We start from the raw sequence: 23,005 nt of genomic DNA, 5'->3' as shown, positions 1-23,005 counted from the left end.
GATGGCAAAGGATTTTTTATTTGAAATTGGCTGTGAAGAAATTCCAGCGGGCTTTATGAATCAAGTTCTTGCTCAGCTAAAAGAATTAGCTGTACAACAATTAAGAGACCATCATCTCTCTTTTGAAAGCATTGCTACAAAAGGTACACCACGAAGACTCGCATTACAAATTTTTGGACTCGATGAAAAGTCTGCCGATATGCATGAGGAACATAAGGGGCCTTCTGTGTCGATTGCTTATGACAAGGATCATCAACCTACAAAAGCGGCAATTGGCTTTGCACGAGGAAAAGGTATTGATGTATCTAAGTTAGTAGAAAAAGATGGATATATCTATGCGGTTACTATGACACAGGGCGTGAAAGCAGAAACCATTTTAAAAGATATACTACCAGAATTGGTTCATGGCTTGAGTTTCCCTAAATCCATGCATTGGGGCAGTTTAGATGACAAGTTTGTTCGACCTGTTCGGTGGTTAGTGGCATTACTTGATGATACAGTGATTCCTGTAGAATTTGCTAGGATACAATCAGGTAATGTATCGCGAGGACATCGCTTTTTAAGTAACGGGGACTTTACCATTTTGAATGCAAAAAGTTATGAAAAGGCTTGTGAAGAAAATTTTGTCATGGTCGACCAAGATAAACGTCGTTCTTTGATTAAGAAACAATTATTTGACTTAGCGGAGCAAAAGAATGCTCATATTGTTTGGGATGATGAATTACTAGAAGAAATTAATTATTTAGTAGAATGGCCTACGGCTCTATGTGGGGAATTTGACGAATCCTATTTAGAATTGCCAGATGCTGCTATTGTTACACCTATGAAAGATCATCAACGCTATTTTCCATTGATGACAAAAGAGGGAAAGCTATTACCTATGTTTTTGACGGTTCGTAATGGATCTGATCATTCCTTAGAAACAGTACAGCATGGTAATGAACGTGTATTACGAGCTCGCTTAGATGATGCAAAATTTTTCTTTAAAGAAGATAGAAAAACAGCATTGGCGGATCGTAGTGAAGGATTGACTCGAATTGTATTCCAAGAGGGTCTAGGAAATTTAAGTGATAAAACAAAGCGCTTATTAGAATTAGGTGCAGTATTAGGGGAAGCAGTTAATTTAGAAGAATCAGAATTAGTTATTTTAGAACGGGCTATACAATTAGCAAAGACTGATTTAACGACAGGTATGGTTACAGAATTTACTGAGTTACAAGGTGTCATGGGGAAAGAATATGCCTTGCTAGATGGAGAATCACCTGAAGTGGCAGAAGCTATTTATGAACAGTATTTACCACGTTTCGCAGGTGATGTACTGCCAACAACAAGCACTGGTAAAGTATTATCTATTATCGATAAAATCGATAATATTGTAGCTACTTTTAGCCGTGGGTTAATTCCAACTGGCTCACAAGACCCTTATGCATTACGCCGGCAAACAATTGGTATACTAAATATATTGATGGACTCTGAATGGAATGTAAGCTTAGTTCCAATTTTCACGAAAGCTATGGAATTATTACAAGTACCTGAAGAAGAACAGCGTGAATTAATGAAACAGGTAACAACGTTCTTTACATTGCGGTTGAAACATATTTTCTTGGATCGCCAATTACCTCATACAGTGATAGAATTAATACTTTCTAATGATAGTACTACTGTAGCCGATGCAGAGGGATTAGCTCAAGCTATTATGAATAATCGCATTGATGAACAGGAAGAACTAGTACAAGCTTTCACACGTATGTATAATTTGGTGAAAGATATTTCTTATAGTGGTGTTGATGAAAGTGCCTTACAAGAGCAGGCTGAAATTACTTTATTTAAAAAGGCATTAGAAGCCTATAACCTAAGTCAAAGCGCATGGGAACAGGAAGCATATGCGAAAGTGGTGGCCGTGCCAGCTACATTAATCGATTCGATTAATGAGTTTTTCGAAGCAGTTATGGTTATGGATAAAGATGAAGCTATTAAGAATAATCGATTACAATTGCTTCGATTAGCCTATGAATCTATGGCAATTATCGGTGATATTAGTGCATTAAAATAATATAGGCTGATAGATTTAAGAACATGGCAATACATTTTTGTTTACTATATTGATGAGGAGATAGAATCCTTGTTAACATCTACGAAAGGTATGTATTAGAGTAGTGCATTTCACAATGTATAGTGTATGATGTAAAAAAACTTGCTATTTTTCTATCAGTTGTGATAAAATTGTAGTGTTAATTTGAGATAGTCCGCTGCTCATGAGGTGTGAGTAAGAATGTCTACAATAGGAGGAAATAAAATGAATATTATTAATGTGCTTGAACAAGAACAACTTCGTGCAGACATTCCTGCGTTCCGTGCTGGAGATACAGTACGTGTTCATGTAAAGGTAGTCGAAGGCAGCCGCGAACGTATTCAGATGTTTGAAGGCCTTGTTATTAAACGCCAAAACGGTGGCATTCGTGAAACTTTTACAGTTCGTCGTATTGCATCTGGCGTTGGTGTAGAAAGAACATTCCCTTTACACAGCCCACGTCTTGCTAAAATCGAAGTTCTTCGTCATGGTATCGTTCGTCGTGCTAAATTGTACTACTTACGTAATCTTACCGGTAAAGCTGCACGTATTCGTGAAAAACGCTAATTATTTAATAAAGGGTTGCCAAAGGCAGCCCTTTATTTTTATAGAATTACCTATATATGACAGTATTAATACAATAAAGCGATACGATGGATAGAATTCTATTGCATTGCATCATAGAACTAGAACATATAGTTATGTATATACATTGGCGTTTTATATACTTGAGAGAAAAATTTCATGTCCTTATGGCAATCTAGCATATATGATAGTGGGAGGATATATGGCGAATCAAAATAAAGAATTATTTCCTGTAGTGCATTGGTTTCCAGGTCATATGGCGAAAGCGACGCGTATGATTCAAGAACATATAAAAAAGGTTGATGTGGTCATTGAATTATTGGATGCTCGTATACCACGAAGTAGTGCTAATCCTGTTATGATTGATACCATTGGTAATAAACCACATATAATTATTTTAAATAAAGCTGACTTGGCGGATCCGATGATAACCAAGCAATGGATTGAATTTTTCAAATCTAAGCAGTTGTCTGTGTTGGCGATGGATTCTAAAGTGGGCAATGGGAAAAAGCAATTAATTAAGTTGGTAGAAACATTGAGCCAACCAATTATGAATCGATGGGTACAGAAAGGGATTCGTCCGAGATCGGTACGAACCATTATTCTAGGTATACCAAATGTAGGAAAATCTACGTTGATCAATCAATTAGCTGGCTCTGGAGCAACGAGAACTGCTAATAAACCAGGCCATACAAGAGGGCAGCAATGGGTGAAAATTGGGAAGAATTTAGAGCTTTTAGATACACCAGGGGTTTTGTGGCCTAAACTAGAGGATCAGCGGGCTGCAGCTAGGCTTGCGATGACTGGATCGATTTCTGATGATGTGTACGATTTAGAGTCCGTCATACAGCAATTGATAGAGACGATACTCACCATACATCCACAGAGTTTGATAGAGCGATATAAACTAAAAGAAGAACAATTGATAGATGCACCTTCTATTATTGAACATATTGGACGACGTCGTGGGTGCTTAGTCAGTGGCGGTATAGTAGATATTGATAAAGCTCGTCGTATTATTTTGACAGATTATCGTAGTGGGAAATTAGGTGCTATGACGTTAGATCGTGTCGATGAGGAACGGTATTATGTTGAAGACTGAATTTGAAAAGTTAACAGTATCATCAATTAAAGAATTATTAGTTGATGAAGTAGCACTAGACTATCTATTATGGGCACAGGAAGATAGGAGAAGTTCTGTTAGACAATTAGCACAGTCATATATTAATAAACAGAAAAAATTAGTAAAAGAACGGCAAAGAATCGATGGCATGTATGCATTTGAAGAAGTGTTTTATAACCAAGGTATGTACCATGTAGCTGGAGTTGACGAGGTAGGAAGAGGGCCTATTGCTGGACCAGTAACGGTGGCAGCTGTCATATTGCCACCTCATACATGTATACTTGGTTTAAATGATTCTAAAAAATTGTCTGAACAGAAACGAGAAGCTTTATATGAAGAGATACAGGAAAAAGCAATAGCTATTTCTTGTGTTTCGTATGGCCCAGAAATCATTGATTCTCTTAATATTTATGAAGCTACAAGAAAGGCTATGTATGAAGCTGTTAGTACTTTATCAGTAGCACCTGAGGCAGTACTCGTTGATGCGATGAAATTACCTAATTTAACGATGCCTGTAGAATCTATTATTAAAGGGGATAGCAAGAGTGCTACGATTGCAGCTGCGTCTATTATTGCTAAAGTGACGCGTGATCGATATATGAAGTCATTAGAAGGAGAGTATCCTGGGTATGGTTTTTCTATTCATAAGGGGTACTATACAGAATTACATCGAGAAGCATTAGAAAATCAAGGCGTTACTCCGATTCACAGGCGTAGTTTTGAACCGATTAAAACACTTACAGGATTTGCGAAATAGAAAATTACATATCTCTTTTACTAGAAGAATTTATATAAAATTGATGAGGCAGTCACACCAGTGGTGTGACTGCCTTTCTTTACGTGTGGGTTTTATAGTTTGTATGATAAATATATAACTATCATGATAATACTAGATAGTGATACTAGGAATGAAAGATAAATGGCGAGGTATGTATGGATTCTAAGTTATTTAACAAACGGTGGTTAGGGCGACATGGTGAAGAAAAAGCAGTTTCATATTTAATAAAGAAAGGATATCACATTCTTTCAACAAATTATACGTGTCCTTTTGGGGAAATTGATATTATTGCAATGATCGATGAGATGATTGTGTTTGTAGAGGTGAAAACGAGAACGTCTATACGATATGGTATACCGATTGAGGCGGTCAATTGGAAAAAACGGCAACATATAAAAAAAACAGCATTCCATTATATAGAGCAAGAGGGATTATACGATAGGAATATACGATTTGATGTCATAGCTATTATGGTGCACGATGATGATTCTTATGATATAGAGCATTATGAAATGTGTTTTTGAGACAGAAAGTAAGGAGAGATGTTATGTATGCAAAAGTATATGGCGCTTCTATACAAGGTATAGAGGGGCAATTAATTACGGTAGAAATTGATATAGCGCAAGGAATGCCTACATTTGAAATAGTAGGGTTACCTGCCGCATCGGTAAAAGAGGCACGTGAACGTGTGCGTGCAGCGTTAAAAAATACTGGCTATGAATTTCCGATGCGTCGCATTATTGTCAATTTGGCGCCAGCTGATTTGCGTAAAGATGGAGCAGCTTTAGATTTAGCAATTGCTATCGGAATTATTGTGGCAACAGGACAGTTGAAATTACCCAAAAAAGAGAAAGAAAAATTTTGTAGTAGTACTGTGTTTATTGGTGAATTATCCTTAGAGGGCGATATCAGACCTGTGACAGGCGTATTAGCCATGACACTTGGTGTTTTGTCTGATACGATACAGACTGTATATACGAGTGTTGATAACGCAAAAGAAGCGAATTATATAGGTGGGAATTGTGCGGTGGGCGCAGGCACACTAAAAGAGATTATGTCTATTATCGAAAAACAACAAGACGTGGCGCCTAGATTCATTACAGAAATAGATAGTGCTATGGATACGTTACAGATGAAAGATATGGACTGTGATTTTTCTGATGTGCGGGGACAGTTTTTGGCGAAACGAGGATTAGAGATTGCTGCTGCAGGGTTTCATAACAGCATGATGATAGGTCCACCTGGTTCTGGTAAAACAATGTTAGCTGAAAGGCTCATGACAATTCTTCCAAGAATGACAAAAGAAGAAGTATTAGAAGTTAGTAAAATTTATAGTATTGCAGGGTTATTGCCGAGTGGAAACTTACAATTACATCGGCCTTTTAGAAAGCCGCATCATACAGTTACATTAAAAGGCATGGCGGGAGGAGGTATACCTCCGAAACCTGGAGAAATTACATTAGCACATAAAGGTATTTTATTTCTAGATGAAGCTGCTGAATTTAAACGTGAAATATTAGAGGTATTACGACAACCCATAGAAACTCGAGTTATTCAAGTCTCTAGGGCAGGTATATGTTATGAATATCCATCAGATTTTTTATTAATTATATCAATGAATCCATGTCCATGTGGATTTTATGGGGATCATGAGCATCCATGTATATGTAAAAGAAATGATATAAAGCGCTATCGAAATAAATTATCAGGTCCCTTATTAGATCGTATTGATATTTCTATGGATGTACAGAGGCCTAAGTATGAAGATTTACTTTCTACGAAAGAAAATAGTGAATCGTCACAGGATATAGTAAACAGAGTACAGTTGGCTAGGAATCGGCAATATGAACGGTTTTTAACTACATCGTATCAGTTTAATTCACATATGACGCATAGAGATATAGAGTATTTTTGCTCTCTATCAAAGGAAGCACAGACGATATTAGAGGAATATTTTAGGACCTATCATATTAGCGCTAGAGCATACGATAAGATTATTAAAGTAGCACAAACAATTGCTGATTTATCTGATTCTGATGTAATTGATGTGGAACACATTGCAGAATCTATTACATATAGAAGTTCATGGGAGGGAATACAATAATGGTAACATATAGAGACAATTATGAAGAAAAAACATATACTGAGAGAGAATGTATTGCAGGTTTTCAGTCGATACCAGGTGTGGGTGGTACAACAATTCGTGAAATTATCAATACCTATGGTAATGCTAATGTGGCATGGCAAGCATTGCAAGTGAATGAAAATATAGATTCGTTACAGGGGATTAGTCAAAAGCAAAAATCGGCTATTAAAGGATATGTTGTTGACTCGCATATTGATGAATTATTGGTTTCTTTACAACAGCATGGTATTGAATTTGTAACATATCAAGAAGCTATTTTTCCTACCTGTTTGAGTAATATTTATAATCCTCCAGCAGTATTGTTTTTAAAGGGGAATGCTCAATTGCTGACTATGCTAGAAAAATCGATTGCTATGGTAGGCGCTAGAGAATGTAGTATTTACGGTCGCAATGTGGCACATCATTTTGCTAAAAAGTTGGCAGAAAATGGTGTTATTATTGTGAGTGGTGGTGCTAGAGGGATTGATTCATTTTGTCATGAAGGTGCTTTGTATGGAAAAGGAGCAACCATAGCAGTTATGGGTTGTGGATTAGATCAAGTCTATCCACCAGAAAATAAATATTTATTTGATAAAATTATAGAAAATGGAGGCCTATTGGTTTCTGAATTTCCACCTCACGTGCCACCACATGGAAAGAACTTTCCATCAAGAAATCGTATTATTAGTGGCTTAGCAAGAGCCGTAGTAGTGGTAGAAGCTAAGGCAAGCAGTGGGTCTTTGATTACAGCAGATATGGCTATTAATGATGGAAGAGATGTATTTGCTATTCCCGGTAATGTATTGGATCATTATGCAGAGGGGAATCATTGGTTATTGCGCCAAGGAGCCTCTGTATTAACAGATCCAATGGATATTTTAGAAGAGTATCAATGGGATATATCAAAATTGCCATCAAAATCTAGTGGCGATAATAAGTCGAGTATGGTAAGCTTTACTATGGAAGAGCGTAAAGTTTTAGCAACTTTACAAACTGATATACCGATGCATATCGATGATATTGTCATAAAAACAGAGTTAGCATTGTCTGTAGTTCAATCTATATTGTTAACGTTAGAAATGAAACATTATATAGAAAAAGTTGATACACGAGGATATATAATCAGTGTACTTGGGAGTGGTGTAGTTGTCCATTAAGCGTTCCATTGTTATTGGCGAAGTATTATCGTCAAATCATGTAGAAAAAGAAATAATTGACCAGAAAGATAAGGAGAGTAAGAATAAAGTTTCTCGTAAATCTTCAATCATTAGAGGATCCATTCAAGATAAATCGATTATTAAGCCGATTGGAATGGTAGCAGAGTTACATAAACCTAGAGAGTTTAAAAAAGATGGGAAAATATTGGTGATAGTGGAATCGCCAGCTAAATCAAAAACAATTGAAAAATTTTTAGGATCTGATTATATAGTAAAAGCTAGTATGGGGCATTTGCGCGATTTACCTAAAAGTAATTTAGGTATTAACATTGAAGATGGCTTTGTTCCTAACTATACTAACTTAGTCACTAGAAAAAAGTTGATTAAAGAGTTACAAGCATGTGCCGATGAAAGCCGTGCCATTTTATTAGCCACTGACCCTGATCGTGAGGGAGAAGCAATTTCATGGCATTTGGCATATATTTTAAACTTAGATGATACATCTACTTGTCGTATCACATTTAATGAAATTACAAAAAGTGCAGTAGATAAAGCGATTGCACATCCAAGAACTATTGATATGAATATGGTAGACGCTCAACAAGCACGCCGTATTCTTGATCGATTGGTAGGCTATAAATTAAGTCCATTATTATGGAAAAAAATATGTAAAGGACTTAGTGCTGGTCGTGTTCAATCGGTGGCAGTTCGTTTAATATGTGAAAGAGAACGAGAAATTCAAGCCTTTGTTCCTGAAGAATATTGGTCAATTGAAGCTAACTATAGCACTTCAGATGGTGAAGAATTTACGGCAGAGTTATCACATATTCGTGGAGAAAAAGCGAAAATTGTAAATGAATCGATGGCGTTGCTAATTAAATCTCATATAGAGCATCAATCTGCTACTGTTTCATCTGTCGTAAAAAGAAAGCGACTACAAAAAGCGCAACCACCATTTACTACATCTACTTTGCAACAAGATGGAGTTCGTAAATTAGGATTTGGGGCTAAACGAACTATGATGATAGCACAACATTTGTATGAAGGGTTAGAGATAGGTGGATATGGACATGTGGGATTAATTACTTATATGCGTACTGATTCCACTCGTATCTCTAAAGATATGCAAGAAGCTGCTAAGGAATATATCATTAAGACATATGGTAATGCGTATTATCCTTCTAAGCCTAATGTGTATGGATCAAAAGAAAATGCGCAAGATGCTCATGAAGCAATCAGACCGACGACACTAGAATTAACACCAGAAGTTGTAAGGCCATTTTTAAATCGTGATGAACTTAAGTTGTATACATTAATTTGGAATCGTTTTATGGCAAGTCAGATGAGCCAACAACAAACGGAATCCTTATCTATACAATTAGAATGTGGTGAGTATACACTTAAAGCATCGGGAAGTAAGGTTATCTTTAAAGGGTTTAGTGAAGTATATGATGATAGCAAGAAACGTGATGGTGGAAATAAACAAGTACCATTATTGCAAAAAGACACTGTCGTTACGAATTCCTCTGTACTACCTAATCAGCATTTTACACAACCACCAGCACGTTATTCGGAAGCTAGTTTAATAAAAACGTTAGAAGAAAAAGGAATTGGTCGGCCAAGTACATATGCACCTATTATTGATACAATTCTTGGAAGAAATTATGTAGAAAAGCAAGATAAACAATTTATTCCTACTGAACTAGGCTTTATAGTGGTGGACTTCTTAGTGGCTCATTTTAGTGCTATTATCAACACTGATTTTACTGCACATTTAGAAGATGACCTTGATAAAATTGCTAGTGGTCAAGATACCTATCGTGATGTATTAGATAGATTTTATTCTGTTTTTTTACAGGAATTATCGATTGCTAATAATGTGGAGAAAGTTAAAATTTCTACTGAAGAAAGTGGAGAAGTTTGTGAGCTTTGCGGAAAACCGATGGTGTATAAATTCGGACGATTTGGTCGATTCTTGGCATGTTCAAATTTTCCAGAATGTACTAATACAAAGCCTATTACTATTAGCACAGGTATAGAGTGTCCTAAATGTAAAAAGGGTATGATTGTAGAACGAAAGTCTAAACGAGGGCGGGTTTTTTATGGTTGTGATACATATCCAACCTGTGATTTTATGACTTGGAATAAACCAATTAATGAATTTTGCGAAACCTGTGGTAGTATTATGACAGAAAAAGAATATAAAAATGGTACGGTTAAGAAATTCTGTTCTAACTCAGAATGTCCAACACAACCACCAAAGCGAGCTAGAAAAAAGAAGAAAGATGATACACGGGCAACGGATGATAAGAAATGATATTAGTAAAGTGTCATACTATAGTAAGTTGCTAGAAGACTAAAGAATGAATAAAAGGAGATAGATAGAGTCGTGAATACAGATAGTGTAACTGTTATTGGCGCTGGATTAGCTGGATCTGAAGCAACTTGGCAATTAGCACAACAAGGCATAGCCGTTCGTTTATATGAAATGCGGCCAGTACAACAATCCCCAGCACATCATACAGATCAATTTGCTGAGTTAGTATGTAGTAACTCTTTACGTGCTGGAAATATTGAAAATGCTGTAGGCTTATTAAAAGAAGAAATGAGACAGTTACATTCGATTATTATGGAATGTGCTGATGCTACATCAGTACCAGCTGGCGGTGCTTTAGCAGTGGATCGTCATTTATTTAGCCAGATGGTAACCGAGAAAGTTTCTAATCATCCGTTGATTACTGTTGTTCGTGAGGAAGTAACAACTATTCCTAAGGATGGTATTGTAATTATTGCAACAGGACCATTGACGGCACAACCACTAGGTGAAGAAATTAGAAATTTAACAGGACATAAAGATTTTTATTTTTATGATGCAGCGGCACCTATTGTATCTGCAGAGTCTTTGGATTATGAAAAAGTTTTTTCTGCTTCTCGCTATGACAAAGGAGAAGCAGATTATTTAAATTGTCCTATGGATGAAGGACAGTACAAAGAATTTTTACAAGCTTTATTAAGCGCAGAGGTAGTCAGACCGAAAGAGTTTGAAAAAGAAATTTATTTCGAAGGATGTATGCCTGTAGAAATTATGGCATCTCGTGGATGCGATACATTACGATATGGACCATTAAAGCCAGTGGGATTAGTTGATAAACGAACTAATCGTGAATCATATGCTGTGGTTCAGTTGCGAAAAGAAGATAGAGCAGGTACATTATATAATTTAGTAGGCTTTCAAACACATTTGAAATGGGGCGAACAAAAACGAGTCTTTTCTATGATTCCCGGTTTGGAGAATGCTGAGTTTATTAGATATGGAGTTATGCATAGAAATACATATATTAATTCACCAGAACTATTAAATCATGCATTTCAGTTACAAAAAGATAAACGATTATTTTTTGCTGGGCAAATGACAGGTGTAGAAGGATATGTTGAGTCGGCAGCATCTGGTTTAATGGTGGGCTTGCAGGTAAGTCGATATGTTGCAAAAAAAGAATTTATACGATTCCCGCGTACTACTGCTTGTGGTGCACTTGCTAATTATATTAGTGCCTATGAAGGAAGCAATTTCCAACCTATGAATGTTAATTTTGGCATTATTGACCCTTGGCCAGAACGGATAAAAAAACGAGAAAAAAATCCTAAAATTGCACAACGAGCATTGGATGATTTAAAAATTTTGAAAGAAAGGGAAAAACTATGATACCTGAATTTCACGCGACGACTATATGTGCTGTGCAGCGAAATGGGGCAACAGCTATTGCTGGAGATGGACAAGTAACATTAGGACAATCTGTAGTTATGAAAAATACAGCACAAAAAGTACGACGCTTATATAATGGCAAAATTATTGCTGGCTTTGCAGGATCTGTAGCTGATGCATTTACTTTATTTGATAAATTTGAACATAAATTAAATCAATATAATGGGAATTTAATACGAAGTGCAGTAGAATTAGCAAAGGAATGGCGTAGTGATAAAATACTAAGAAATTTAGAAGCATTACTGTTAGTGACAGATGGAACGAATATATTACTTGTATCAGGTAATGGTGAAGTTATTGAGCCAGATGATGGAATCTGTGCAATTGGCTCTGGTGGAAATTATGCATTAGCTGCAGCTAGGGCATTACAATTAAATACACAATTAACGGCCAAAGAGATTGCAGAAAAATCATTACATATCGCCGCTGATATTTGTGTGTTTACAAATCATAATATTATTGTCGAAGAATTGTGATACTAGATATAGATTTGAATATTGAAAAACCATAATAGAATATTTTCGTAGACAGGTTTATGGGTGATTATTAATATACACACCTTAGTTAGATGTGTTTAGGTAAGCAGATTGATTAAAAAATAATAATTAGGGTGTTACGTTTACATATAGAGTTAAAATTGATATGAGGTATAACATGGATATGAGTCAATATACGCCTCGACAGATTGTAGAGGAATTAGACAAATATATTGTAGGACAAGGGGAAGCAAAAAAGATGGTTGCTATCGCATTACGTAATCGATGGAGAGCGAAACAACTACCAGATGATGTACGAGACGAATATGTACCTAAAAATATTTTATTAATTGGCTCTACAGGCGTGGGAAAGACAGAAATTGCTCGTCGTTTGGCAAAATTAATAAAAGCTCCTTTTGTTAAAGTAGAAGCAACTAAATTTACAGAAGTTGGCTATGTTGGTCGCGATGTAGATCAAATGGTTCGTGATTTAGTAGAAAATTCTGTTCGCATGATAAAAGCCAAAATGCTTGAGGAACAAAAAAATAAAGCAGAAGAATTAGCTAATCGGCGATTGTTTGCTATTTTATATCCACATCTAGTTAATGAACCTAATGATACAAGAAAAACAACCAGTAGTGTCTCGGTAGAATCTAAGGAAGAACTAGCAGATTCAGAAAAGACTAGTCGTACACCTGAGATACAAGAGTTAGACAAAGATAAATTATATGATGAATTAGTCAATGGTTTGTTGGATGATCGTGATATAGAGATTGATGTAGAAGAATCACCAAAATCATTTACAGGTATTCTAGCAGGTAGCAATGTAGAGGAACTTAGTAATAATGTGCAAGATATGATTAATTCTATTATTCCTATGCGAAAGAAGAAAAGACATACTACAGTTGCTAAAGCAAGAACTATTTTTTGTGAAGAAGAAGCACAAAAATTATTAGATATGGATACTATCATAGAACATGCTATTGAGGCGGCAGAACAAGATGGTATTATATTTATTGATGAATTTGATAAGATAGCTAGCCATAGTCATCAAAGTTCGCCAGAAGTATCTCGTGAGGGAGTACAACGTGATATTTTACCTATTGTAGAAGGGGCTACCGTTACTACAAAGTATGGACCAATCAAGACAGAACATATTTTATTTATTGCAGCAGGCGCCTTTCATGTGTCAAAGCCGTCTGACTTGATTCCTGAATTACAAGGACGCTTTCCTATTAGAGTGGAATTAAATAGTTTAACACAAGAAGATTTTAAATCTATTTTAACGACCCCACAACAGGCACTCATTAAACAATATTATTTATTATTACAGGCAGATAATGTAACAATTCGTTTCACGGAAGAGGCTATTGATAAAGTGGCAGAGTTTGCTTATCGTGTTAACAATGAAACAGAAGATATTGGTGCCAGACGATTACATACTATTTTAGAAAAACTATTGCAAGATATTTCCTTTAATGCACCACCTTCTGAACTAATCGAAATTACTATTACCAAAGAAATGGTTGAAGATCGGCTAAGTGGTATTGTTGAAGATATAGATATATCTAATTATATTTTATAGGGATTGTATTGTGTGTACATAGAATATATTGATTATCAGGTCGATTTAGTATAAATGATAGATAGAAAGAATATAGTGCAAGTATATGACTCGATTATTTCTAATAGATTCAGTATGATGAAGCATATATAGGATAAAAAATAATGATATACATGAATTTATATGCTGCACTATACATATTTATTTACCACCATATAATTTTATAATTACATTTATCAGTTTTATTTATATAGAAAGCTCTTTTATATGCTTTTTGTAGTTTTACAATAAGCCTATGAAGGAGTTTTTTATTATGAATATATGAATATATAATACAATATATTTTGATAATATATTAATTATATTTATTTTGGCACTCATAAAAAAATAATAACTTAGAAATTTATATTTATCAACATATAACTTATGGTTATATTTAAATGAAAAATATTTATTTTATTTATTCTCAATTAGAATGTATATTACCCTGTGTAGTCTTTTTACAAGCGTATTCTTGATTTAGTTAATTATCATTAATGAAAATTCAATCTGGTATTTTTCTGTTTTTGATGGTAAATAATTAGGGAAAAGATTATCAATGTAAAGACTTTTACAGTATTTAAATAATGCATTTTGTTATTAAGAAAAGTTATATATCGAATGAAGATATATGGCTTTGGTAGGAGGTTATGAATATATGCAAGAAAAAACTGTAAAGAAATTTCGTATTAATTCATTGATGGTAATGAAAACTGTTGCCACAGTTATTGCCTTGTTTGGCATTATTCCATCTGCTAATGCTATGCATATCATGGAAGGCTACTTGCCACCACAATATTGTATAGCTTGGGGAGCCATTTGTATCCCATTTTTAATTGCTGGGTATCTTTCAATTAGAAAAACATTACAACATAATCGTCGTGCGATTACATTGTTAGCAATGGCAGGCGCATTTGTATTCGTTATTTCATCTTTGAAAATTCCATCTGTTACAGGTAGTTGCTCACATATGACTGGTACAGGATTAGGTGCTATTTTATTTGGACCAGCAGCAATGAGTATCTTAGGTATTATTGTTTTATTATTCCAAGCAATCTTATTAGCTCATGGTGGATTAACATCATTGGGTGCTAATACTTTCTCTATGGCAATTGCAGGCCCATTTATTTCCTATGCGATTTATAAAATTGCTAGCAAACTTGGCTTAGGTCGTTTAGTATCTGTATTTTTAGCTGCTTCATTAGGCGATTTAATTACTTACTGTGTTACTAGCTTCCAATTAGCTCTTGCTTATCCATCAGAAGTTGGCGGATTGATGGCATCTTTTGAAAAATTCCTAACTATATTTGCTGTTACGCAAGTGCCATTGGCTATTATTGAAGGTTTAATTACCGTTATTATTGTAATTGGTATTGAAACATATGCTAAACCAGAATTAGAAGCTATTGGTTTTATTAATAAGGAGGGAAAATAATGAACGGGAATAAGAAAACTGTTATCAGTCTTATTGTATTAATTATCTTTTTAGCAATTGCTCCGTTGTTATTTATTAAAGATGCTGAATTTAGTGGTTCTGATGACGCTGCTAGTAATGCAGTAACAGAAATTACTGGTACAGAATATGAACCTTGGTTTGAACCTGTAGCTGAAACTTTAATTGGTGGTGAACTACCAGGAGAAGTAGAAAGTTTATTGTTCTGTGTACAAACAGGTATTGGTGTTGGCGTATTTGCTTTCTTAATGGGCCGCTTAGTAGAACGTAAAAAATGGGATCACGTAAAATAAACGCATGATAGAGTAATTATTTATGGAATGCATAGTCTTTTATCTAATCAATAGGGAGCATTTATAGAATATGAGTCATAACAAGAAATATAAACATAAAAAACATGCTTTTTCTATAGATATGTATGCATATCATTCGAATATTAATTGTTGGAATCCAGGATTAAAGTTACTATTAGCTACATGTATGATTTGTTCTTGCATTGTATTAGATAATCTATATGTATCTATGAGTATTATACTTATTAGTATGTTTATTACTGTAGTGATTGGTAAGATGAATTTTCGTGAATATTTGATTATTTTATCCGTTCCTATTACCTTTTTGATCGTTGGAAGTCTTGTTATTGCATTTAACATAGATTCTGTAGAACGAGGATTATTTGGTATGTGGACACCACTTGGGTATATATTTGCTAGTCATGAAAGTTTGAATACGGTGTTACATTTGTGGGGAAAAGCATTTGGTGGTATGAGTGCCATGTTTATGTTGTCATTATCAACCCCATCGAATGAAATATTTTCAGTCCTTCGTAAATTATATGTTCCAACATTAGTGATTGAATTGATGAATATGGTATATCGATTTGTATTCGTTATGATAGAAACCTTTCTGCATATGCATGAGTCAGCAGAATCAAGATTAGGATTTGTTAATTACCGTACTTCACTAAAGACATTTGGCTGTATTGCCAGCAATTTGTTCATCGTATCTATGAAAAAAGGAGATAGATACTATGATGCTATGGAAGCACGTTGCTATGATGGTAATTTAGTATTTTTAGAAACTGAAAAAGATATAACAGTTATACAAAGTGTAACGGTATTGGTTAGCATGATAATAATTCTAGGTATATGGATCATGACAAAATAGAAGACGTGTTGGGAAGGGGATAAGATATGAGTCATCCTATTATTAGTGTAAAAGATTTGCGATACTCCTATGGCATGGGGCAAGAAATTTTAAAAGGTGTTTCCCTTGATATTATGAAAGGTGAAAAAATCGCTGTTATAGGTACAAATGGAGCTGGTAAATCCACTTTCTTTTTAAATCTTAATGGTGTATTAACACCTGATAGTGGCGAAATTCATTTTCATGGACGCAAGATGGAACAATCTAAAGAAGATTTGATGGAACTTCGTCGAGGTATAGGTATCGTCTTTCAAGATGCGGATAATCAAATTATTGCTACTACAGTTATGGGAGAAGTTAGCTTTGGACCTATGAATTTAGGATTACCTAAAGCGGAAGTCAAAAATCGTGTGCTAGAAGCTTTATCATATATGAATATAGCAGATTTTAAAGAACGAGCACCTCATTATTTATCTGGTGGCGAGAAAAAACGTGTGACTATTGCAGATATTATTGCTATGCACTCAGAGGTCATTGTTTTTGATGAACCAACAGCAGCATTAGATCCAGTTAATGTATGTGCGTTAGAAACAGTTCTTCACAAGTTATCGAATGAGGGTAAAACTTTGTTGATTTCAACACATGATTTAGATTTTGCATATCGTTGGGCCAACCGCATTATAGTGTTTTCTAATGGACAGGTTATTGCTGATGGAATACCAGAAGATGTATTTCAACAAGAGGATATCTTAGTAAAAGCTAATTTAAAGACACCTACATTGTTATCAATGCGAAATATTTTATTGAAACATGGTGTATTGTTAGATACAGAGACATATCCTAAAACAGTAGAAGATTTTGATATACTTCTATAAATAATTTACAACAAGAAGTTTTCACATAAAAAACGATTACTAATATGAAATAACCCCTAAAATATTTATGATTTTAGGGGTTATTTTAGTATTCGATATGCATTATTTTAGAATTAAAGTGACACAAGTATTAGTAGTTGCTAATGTTTCTATACGGATGATTACTATATAGCTCAGAGCTTTTATTTTTTTCTTTTTTTAGTTGGATAGGAGTTCTTGTTTTCTATAGTAGTTAAATTTTTGTGGTTGGTCCCTGCGACTTGTAAATAAGTAAATACAATTATACTGAGTAATATGACAATCAGACTTGTTGTTTGTGCTGATGTAAATGTTAAAAAAGCAGGTTGTGCATAATCACCACGGAGAAATTCTAAACAGAAACGAGCTAATGAATATAGAAATGCATATAAGCAAAATACTTGCCCTTTTTTATGAGTAAAAGAACTAAATAGTAATAAAATTACAAATATTAGAATATCAATTTGTCCTTCCCAGACTTCAGCAGGCCATAATGGTTGATTGCCATACGTATGATAGGCTAATGTGGTTTCTGGATATAAAATACCAAAGTTGCTTCCTGTTGGCGTTCCAAAGGCATCTCCATTCATCAAGTTAGCCATTCGGCCAATTGATTGAGCTAAGATAAGTGCTGGTGCAAATAAGTCCGCAAACGCCCATGTGTCAATATGGTGCTTTTTTGTATACCAGATACCTACTAATGTGCCTAATACAACACCACCCTGAATAGCCATACCGCCTTGCCAAACAAAAGGAATCTCTAATAAATGATTATGATAATAGGCCCAATCAAAGAATAGCACATCCCATAATCGTGCTCCAATAAGACCTGCTATGCCTACATAGATAGAAAAGTCGACGATATGTACATGCCAACCTCGGCCATCTTTTTTGGTTAAATAATAGGCAACACAGGCACCAGAAATAATGGCTATAGCTAATAATGTGCCATAGGCGCGTATAGGAAAATTTCCTATAAAAAATAAGTATTGATGCAAAACAATCAGTCCTTTCTCTTATGTTAATTGAATCTATGAAGTAGTATATACCAATTTTATAGAAAAGGTATAGTAATTTTATCATAGAGTGATAGTAATATGGGATAATACTATACTAGTATATGTGTGTAACGATATTTGATAGTATTTAGGGCAATTAACTGTATGTGATATAATAAATAAATATATAGATTATGTTCTTATCTATAATATTGTAACTGCATTATTGTAGTATATGTTATAAGGTGATATGGATGATAAAAAAAATAATTACTGCCACTTTTATTTTAACTGTAGTTACAGTTAATTGTTTAGCAAATGATGAGCCAATAATTAATGATATAGAAAATTATTCTCATACATCAGTGAATTTTCAACGTATGAATGAGGGGAAAGTAGCTAATACTTTTACTAGTGATTATGGAAAGTTAATCACCAAGGAAGAGTCTTATACCCCGTCTGAAATGGAAAAGCGACGCATTAAGGGGAGTAAGAAAGAAGCTTTATATGAGCACATTACTATAATGCCTAGAAAATCACTTGCTAGAGATAAGATGGAGTATTATAAAAAAAGCAGACAACAGACTGATAAAATGACGATCCATATAGATAGTACTAGACCGTATAAAAATAGTATGATGGATAAGGATGCTCTGTTAGTTAAAAATATAGATAAATTGAATGAATCTACTACAGAACATAGCACGAAGATGAAGAAAATCAATTCATCTGTAGTGTGTGATTCTCATGTTGATAGCAAACCAATTTATGTCACCACAAGTTTATTGCAGCTGACTAATAAAGCATATAAAAAGCTTGGGCAGGGACTCATTCGTAATTCTCAAGTATTAATTCCTTTAGATGTGTACTTACAAATTACTACATTGGAGAAAGTGCATGCTATAGAGAGTGCAACTGATAAAATAATGATGTTAGTGCCTAGATTAGATTTACAAGATACATATGTTAGATTTTCACAAGATAGGACTAGAACAAAAATCGAAGTGCCATTAATTACTATTGATAATATAAAGTATATTAATGGCACCATTGGTAATGGCATTTTAGGTGTTATCGTAGAAGAAGGAAAGAATGGTATTTATATTAAACCATCTTATCAGAGCTGGAAACTTCGTGAAAAAAACATGTTGCACACACCAATATCATGGGCCTTTGATCCATATCCAAGTAAACCATATAAGAAAAGCTTGACCGCAAATCAACAGTCTGTTATTTCTCCAAGTTGGTTTGAATTAGGAGTAGATGGTATTATACCTAATAAAGGTATGAATATTGATTACGTCATGAGTTATGGAGTACAAAAGTATCAAGTTTGGCCACTAATTACGAATCAATTTGATCCAGATATAACACATACTATTTTACATTCACCGAGAGCATGGAAAATTTATGCACAACAATTAATACAGTATGCGCTAATCTATGGATTTAGTGGCTATAATTTTGATTTTGAAAATATTTATCTTAAGGATAAAGAACAGCTTGTAGATTTTGTGGCATATTTAAATGAAGAGTTACATAAGTATAATTTATACACTTCTATTGATGTAACAGGATATTCTGATAGTCCTAATTGGTCATTAGTATATGATAGGTATCAATTGTCTAAGAATGTAGATTATGTAGTGCTAATGGCCTATGATGAAACGTGGGCTACTAGTCCTAAACCAGGACCAGTAGCAAGCTATCCATGGGTTAAACGAAATGTGACCGATATATTGCAGGAAGTACCAGCTAATAAATTGGTATTGGGTATTCCTTTTTACACACGTATATGGACTACTACTAATAATATTACAAAAGGTAGGACATTAACCATTAAGGATAGTATGGATTACCTATCTAAGTATAAAGATTCTATTTGGTGGGATGATATACTCAAGACACATCGGTTAGAAATCTATGATGGTAAGACGATGAGTGGTAATGAAAAGCATGTTAACTCACTACAAAGGGAAACAGTAAAAAAGAGAAGTAAGATAGTAGAATCAATATGGTTTGAAGATGTAGACTCTTTACAGTATAAATTAGAGTTAATTAAGAATTTATCATTAGCTGGCTTTGCAGCGTGGCGAAAAGATTTTGAAACGGAAGATATCTTAGATTTTATCTATCATTATTAGAGGTTCTAGAATTGACGATATTTGTTGATTAGTACTATAATAGACTGAAAGTGTTAATTTATACTAACATGTATAGTTATTTATTATATCTATATGTGTTAGGTCCTATATGTCATTATATAATTATGGTTACGTAGAGAGATTAGGATATATAATACACCAATATATACAATAATGACATGTGTTATGCTGTATTGTGGAGGAGGAGAGGGCATGAACGAAAAATATGTAGCCCAAGATATTGAAAAAAAATGGCAAGATTATTGGTCTGAGCATAAAACTTGCAAAACAGAATATGATGAAAGTAAAGAAAAATATTATGTACTAGAAATGTTCCCCTATCCATCAGGAAATTTACATATGGGTCATGTACGAAATTACTCAATTGGCGATGTGGTAGCACGATTTAAGAAAATGAAAGGCTTTAATGTATTACATCCAATGGGGTGGGATTCATTTGGCATGCCTGCGGAAAATGCAGCTATTAAGCATGGTATCGCTCCTAAAACATGGACGTTGGATAATATTGAAAACATGAAAAAGCAACAAAAAGCATTAGGCTTATCTTATGATTGGGACCGCGAAGTTGCTACATGTAAAGAAGATTATTATAAATGGACGCAGTGGCTATTCCAACAATTTTATAAAAAAGGATTGGCTTATAAAAAGGAAGCTAAAGTTAATTGGTGCGATGATTGTCATACTGTATTAGCTAATGAACAAGTTATTGATGGTCTATGCTGGCGTTGTGATAATCCAGTGCATAAGAAAGATTTAAGTCAATGGTTTTTGAAAATCACTGATTATGCAGATCGATTATTACAGGATTTAGATACACTTGATAATTGGCCATCACGAGTTAAAGCTATGCAGAAAAATTGGATTGGTCGTAGTGAAGGCACAGAATTTCAATTTTCTATTCCAGAAATTAATAAACAAGTGTCTGTGTATACAACGCGTGTGGATACTATTTATGGTGTAAGTTATATTGTGTTAGCACCAGAACATCCGTATGTGGAAGAGTTAATTGCTAATCGTTCAAATGAAAGTGAATTAAAAGCTTTTATTGAACGCATGCGCAATATGAGTGATATTGATCGTACGTCTACAGACGTAGAAAAAGAGGGAATGTTTACAGGGGCTTATGCAAAGCATCCTTTCACTGGACAAGATATTCCTATTTGGATTGCTAATTATGTGCTTGTTGATTATGGTACAGGTGCAGTTATGGGATCTCCTGCACATGATGAACGGGACTTTATATTTGCTAAAAAATATAATTTACCGATTCAAGTAGTGATTCAAAATCAAGAAGGAACAGTAGAAACAGATCCTAATAAAATGACAGCAGTTAATCATGAAGATGGAATTCTCGTTAACTCTGGCGAATTTAATGGCTTAACATCTGAAGAAGCAAGAAAGGCGATTACCAATCGTCTTGAAGAAATGCATATAGGTGAAGGAAAAGTTAATTTTAGATTACGAGATTGGTTAATTTCTCGTCAACGCTATTGGGGCGTACCGATTCCAGTTGTGTATTGTGAACACTGTGGAGAACAACTTGTACCGGAAGAAGAATTACCAGTATTATTACCAGAAGATGTAAAATTTGGGGCAGGAACCACATCTCCATTAGCCACATCAGAGCATTTTTCACATTGTACATGTCCTAAATGCGGTGGTCCTGCTCGTCGCGAATTAGATACAATGGATACATTTATTGACTCATCATGGTATTTTTTACGATATACTGATGCACGTAATGATAAAGAAGCGTTTAATAAAAAAATTGCTGATTATTGGATGAATGTGGATCAATATATTGGTGGCATTGAACATGCTATTTTGCATTTATTATATTCTCGATTTTTTGTAAAAGTTTTGCATGACTTAGGACTTATTGAAGCTAACGAGCCTTTTAAAGGACTTTTAACACAGGGGATGGTTCTTAAAGAAGGCAGTAAAATGTCTAAGTCAAAGGGAAATGTCGTATCGCCGGAAGAAATAATTAATACATATGGGGCAGATACAGCTCGTTTATTTATTTTGTTTGCCGCACCAGTTGATCGTGATCTTGATTGGAGTGATAAGGGTGTAGAAGGTTCTTATCGTTTCTTAGGTCGCGTATGGCGCATAGTTGATACATACTATCAAATTGCACAACAAGGTAATGATGGTGATTTGACAAAAGAAGAAGTGGCATTGCGTCGTGAATTACATAGAACTATAAAAAAAGTCACTGAAGATTTAGATGGTAGATTTAACTTTAATACGGCGATTAGTACTATTATGGAATTAGTGAATGCTATGTATCAATATAAAGATACAGTGAAAAATATGAATGGCGGATTAGCTAATGAACTTGTAAAAAACTTACTCCTATTATTAGCTCCATTTACGCCTCATATTACAGAAGAACTCTGGCATAGTGCAGGGTTTGACGGTAGTATTCATGAAGCAGAATGGCCTATGTATGAAGATAATGCATTGGTTGTTGACGAAGTAGAAATTGCTATTCAAGTAAATGGTAAAGTTCGAGATAAATTGACAGTTCCTGTGAATGCTAATAAAGAAGAATTAGAAGCGTTAGCATTCGCATCTTCTCGTGTTAAAGAATTTACAGAGGGCAAAACAGTAGTTAAATGTATTGTTATCCCAGCCAAAATAGTTAATATTGTTGTAAAATAATT

At 34.5% G+C, this 23,005-nt stretch carries 18 protein-coding genes; 17 read left to right on the top strand and 1 reads right to left on the bottom strand.

Going from position 1 to position 23,005, the window contains the following annotated elements:
- Nucleotide 1 precedes the first annotated feature (1 nt).
- The 15 genes from glyS (at nucleotide 2) to K357_RS0102845 (ending at nucleotide 17,155) form a co-directional block, all read left to right on the top strand.
- On the top strand, nucleotides 2-2,053 hold the full coding sequence (gene glyS / locus K357_RS0102915) for a glycine--tRNA ligase subunit beta (protein ID WP_028257380.1): 2,052 nt from the start codon (nucleotides 2-4) through the stop codon (nucleotides 2,051-2,053).
- A gap of 243 nt (nucleotides 2,054-2,296) precedes the next feature.
- On the top strand, nucleotides 2,297-2,638 hold the full coding sequence (rplS, locus tag K357_RS0102910; protein WP_028257379.1) for a 50S ribosomal protein L19: 342 nt from the start codon (nucleotides 2,297-2,299) through the stop codon (nucleotides 2,636-2,638).
- A 220-nt stretch (nucleotides 2,639-2,858) separates the two neighbouring features.
- Nucleotides 2,859-3,758, top strand: coding sequence for a ribosome biogenesis GTPase YlqF (ylqF, locus tag K357_RS0102905; RefSeq protein WP_028257378.1), 900 nt, complete (start codon nucleotides 2,859-2,861; stop codon nucleotides 3,756-3,758).
- On the top strand, nucleotides 3,745-4,536 hold the full coding sequence (locus tag K357_RS0102900; RefSeq protein WP_028257377.1) for a ribonuclease HII: 792 nt from the start codon (nucleotides 3,745-3,747) through the stop codon (nucleotides 4,534-4,536). The genes ylqF and K357_RS0102900 overlap by 14 nt, the downstream gene beginning before the upstream one ends.
- A gap of 176 nt (nucleotides 4,537-4,712) precedes the next feature.
- A complete protein-coding gene (locus K357_RS0102895; RefSeq protein ID WP_028257376.1) occupies nucleotides 4,713-5,081 on the top strand; it encodes a YraN family protein in 369 nt (122 codons plus the stop codon).
- A gap of 23 nt (nucleotides 5,082-5,104) precedes the next feature.
- Nucleotides 5,105-6,661, top strand: a complete 1,557-nt coding sequence (locus tag K357_RS0102890; protein ID WP_028257375.1) for a YifB family Mg chelatase-like AAA ATPase — start codon at nucleotides 5,105-5,107, stop codon at nucleotides 6,659-6,661.
- Nucleotides 6,661-7,839: a DNA-processing protein DprA gene (gene dprA, locus K357_RS0102885; RefSeq protein WP_051212029.1), complete on the top strand. Its 1,179-nt coding sequence runs from the start codon at nucleotides 6,661-6,663 to the stop codon at nucleotides 7,837-7,839. The genes K357_RS0102890 and dprA overlap by 1 nt, the downstream gene beginning before the upstream one ends.
- Complete coding sequence (topA, locus tag K357_RS0102880) at nucleotides 7,829-10,156, top strand: type I DNA topoisomerase (RefSeq protein ID WP_028257373.1); 2,328 nt, start codon at nucleotides 7,829-7,831, stop codon at nucleotides 10,154-10,156. The genes dprA and topA overlap by 11 nt, the downstream gene beginning before the upstream one ends.
- Nucleotides 10,157-10,228: 72 nt before the next feature.
- Complete coding sequence (gene trmFO / locus K357_RS0102875) at nucleotides 10,229-11,542, top strand: methylenetetrahydrofolate--tRNA-(uracil(54)-C(5))-methyltransferase (FADH(2)-oxidizing) TrmFO (protein WP_028257372.1); 1,314 nt, start codon at nucleotides 10,229-10,231, stop codon at nucleotides 11,540-11,542.
- The gene (hslV, locus tag K357_RS0102870; RefSeq protein ID WP_038113458.1) at nucleotides 11,539-12,078 is read left to right on the top strand and encodes an ATP-dependent protease subunit HslV; all 540 of its coding nucleotides are present in this window, start codon (nucleotides 11,539-11,541) and stop codon (nucleotides 12,076-12,078) included. The genes trmFO and hslV overlap by 4 nt, the downstream gene beginning before the upstream one ends.
- Before the next feature lie 178 nt (nucleotides 12,079-12,256).
- Nucleotides 12,257-13,663, top strand: a complete 1,407-nt coding sequence (gene hslU, locus K357_RS0102865; RefSeq protein WP_028257370.1) for an ATP-dependent protease ATPase subunit HslU — start codon at nucleotides 12,257-12,259, stop codon at nucleotides 13,661-13,663.
- Nucleotides 13,664-14,339: 676 nt separating this feature from the next.
- Complete coding sequence (locus tag K357_RS0102860) at nucleotides 14,340-15,116, top strand: energy-coupling factor ABC transporter permease (RefSeq protein WP_211218937.1); 777 nt, start codon at nucleotides 14,340-14,342, stop codon at nucleotides 15,114-15,116.
- Complete coding sequence (locus K357_RS0102855) at nucleotides 15,116-15,427, top strand: energy-coupling factor ABC transporter substrate-binding protein (protein WP_028257368.1); 312 nt, start codon at nucleotides 15,116-15,118, stop codon at nucleotides 15,425-15,427. Before K357_RS0102860 ends, K357_RS0102855 begins: the two co-directional genes overlap by 1 nt.
- 70 nt (nucleotides 15,428-15,497) lie before the next feature.
- Entirely contained in the window at nucleotides 15,498-16,301 is an 804-nt protein-coding gene (gene cbiQ / locus K357_RS0102850) for a cobalt ECF transporter T component CbiQ (protein WP_028257367.1), read from the top strand.
- A gap of 26 nt (nucleotides 16,302-16,327) precedes the next feature.
- Nucleotides 16,328-17,155, top strand: a complete 828-nt coding sequence (locus K357_RS0102845; RefSeq protein WP_028257366.1) for an energy-coupling factor ABC transporter ATP-binding protein — start codon at nucleotides 16,328-16,330, stop codon at nucleotides 17,153-17,155.
- 182 nt (nucleotides 17,156-17,337) lie between these two features.
- On the opposite strand, the gene lgt is transcribed toward K357_RS0102845, so the two are convergent.
- A complete protein-coding gene (gene lgt, locus K357_RS0102840) occupies nucleotides 17,338-18,171 on the bottom strand; it encodes a prolipoprotein diacylglyceryl transferase (protein ID WP_028257365.1) in 834 nt (277 codons plus the stop codon).
- 254 nt (nucleotides 18,172-18,425) lie between these two features.
- Here lgt and K357_RS09325 point away from each other — a divergent pair, with 254 nt between their 5' ends.
- Nucleotides 18,426-20,315: a glycosyl hydrolase family 18 protein gene (locus K357_RS09325; protein ID WP_051212027.1), complete on the top strand. Its 1,890-nt coding sequence runs from the start codon at nucleotides 18,426-18,428 to the stop codon at nucleotides 20,313-20,315.
- Nucleotides 20,316-20,528: 213 nt separating this feature from the next.
- Nucleotides 20,529-23,003: a leucine--tRNA ligase gene (gene leuS, locus K357_RS0102830; protein WP_028257364.1), complete on the top strand. Its 2,475-nt coding sequence runs from the start codon at nucleotides 20,529-20,531 to the stop codon at nucleotides 23,001-23,003.
- Nucleotides 23,004-23,005: the final 2 nt, after the last annotated feature.

Origin of the sequence: Veillonella montpellierensis DSM 17217 (assembly GCF_000426745.1) — a bacterium.
In the GTDB taxonomy this organism is placed as follows: domain Bacteria; phylum Bacillota; class Negativicutes; order Veillonellales; family Veillonellaceae; genus Veillonella; species Veillonella montpellierensis.
Note: the sequence above shows the minus strand (reverse complement) of the source record. Positions and strands in the feature narration are given on the sequence as shown.

Coding starts and splice junctions, on each gene's coding strand:
- glyS (WP_028257380.1), top strand. CDS start 2: ATGGCAAAGGATTTTTTATTTGAAATTGGCTGTGAAGAAATTCCAGCG.
- rplS (WP_028257379.1), top strand. CDS start 2,297: ATGAATATTATTAATGTGCTTGAACAAGAACAACTTCGTGCAGACATT.
- ylqF (WP_028257378.1), top strand. CDS start 2,859: ATGGCGAATCAAAATAAAGAATTATTTCCTGTAGTGCATTGGTTTCCA.
- K357_RS0102900 (WP_028257377.1), top strand. CDS start 3,745: ATGTTGAAGACTGAATTTGAAAAGTTAACAGTATCATCAATTAAAGAA.
- K357_RS0102895 (WP_028257376.1), top strand. CDS start 4,713: ATGGATTCTAAGTTATTTAACAAACGGTGGTTAGGGCGACATGGTGAA.
- K357_RS0102890 (WP_028257375.1), top strand. CDS start 5,105: ATGTATGCAAAAGTATATGGCGCTTCTATACAAGGTATAGAGGGGCAA.
- dprA (WP_051212029.1), top strand. CDS start 6,661: ATGGTAACATATAGAGACAATTATGAAGAAAAAACATATACTGAGAGA.
- hslV (WP_038113458.1), top strand. CDS start 11,539: ATGATACCTGAATTTCACGCGACGACTATATGTGCTGTGCAGCGAAAT.
- hslU (WP_028257370.1), top strand. CDS start 12,257: ATGGATATGAGTCAATATACGCCTCGACAGATTGTAGAGGAATTAGAC.
- K357_RS0102860 (WP_211218937.1), top strand. CDS start 14,340: ATGCAAGAAAAAACTGTAAAGAAATTTCGTATTAATTCATTGATGGTA.
- K357_RS0102855 (WP_028257368.1), top strand. CDS start 15,116: ATGAACGGGAATAAGAAAACTGTTATCAGTCTTATTGTATTAATTATC.
- cbiQ (WP_028257367.1), top strand. CDS start 15,498: ATGAGTCATAACAAGAAATATAAACATAAAAAACATGCTTTTTCTATA.
- K357_RS0102845 (WP_028257366.1), top strand. CDS start 16,328: ATGAGTCATCCTATTATTAGTGTAAAAGATTTGCGATACTCCTATGGC.
- K357_RS09325 (WP_051212027.1), top strand. CDS start 18,426: ATGATAAAAAAAATAATTACTGCCACTTTTATTTTAACTGTAGTTACA.
- leuS (WP_028257364.1), top strand. CDS start 20,529: ATGAACGAAAAATATGTAGCCCAAGATATTGAAAAAAAATGGCAAGAT.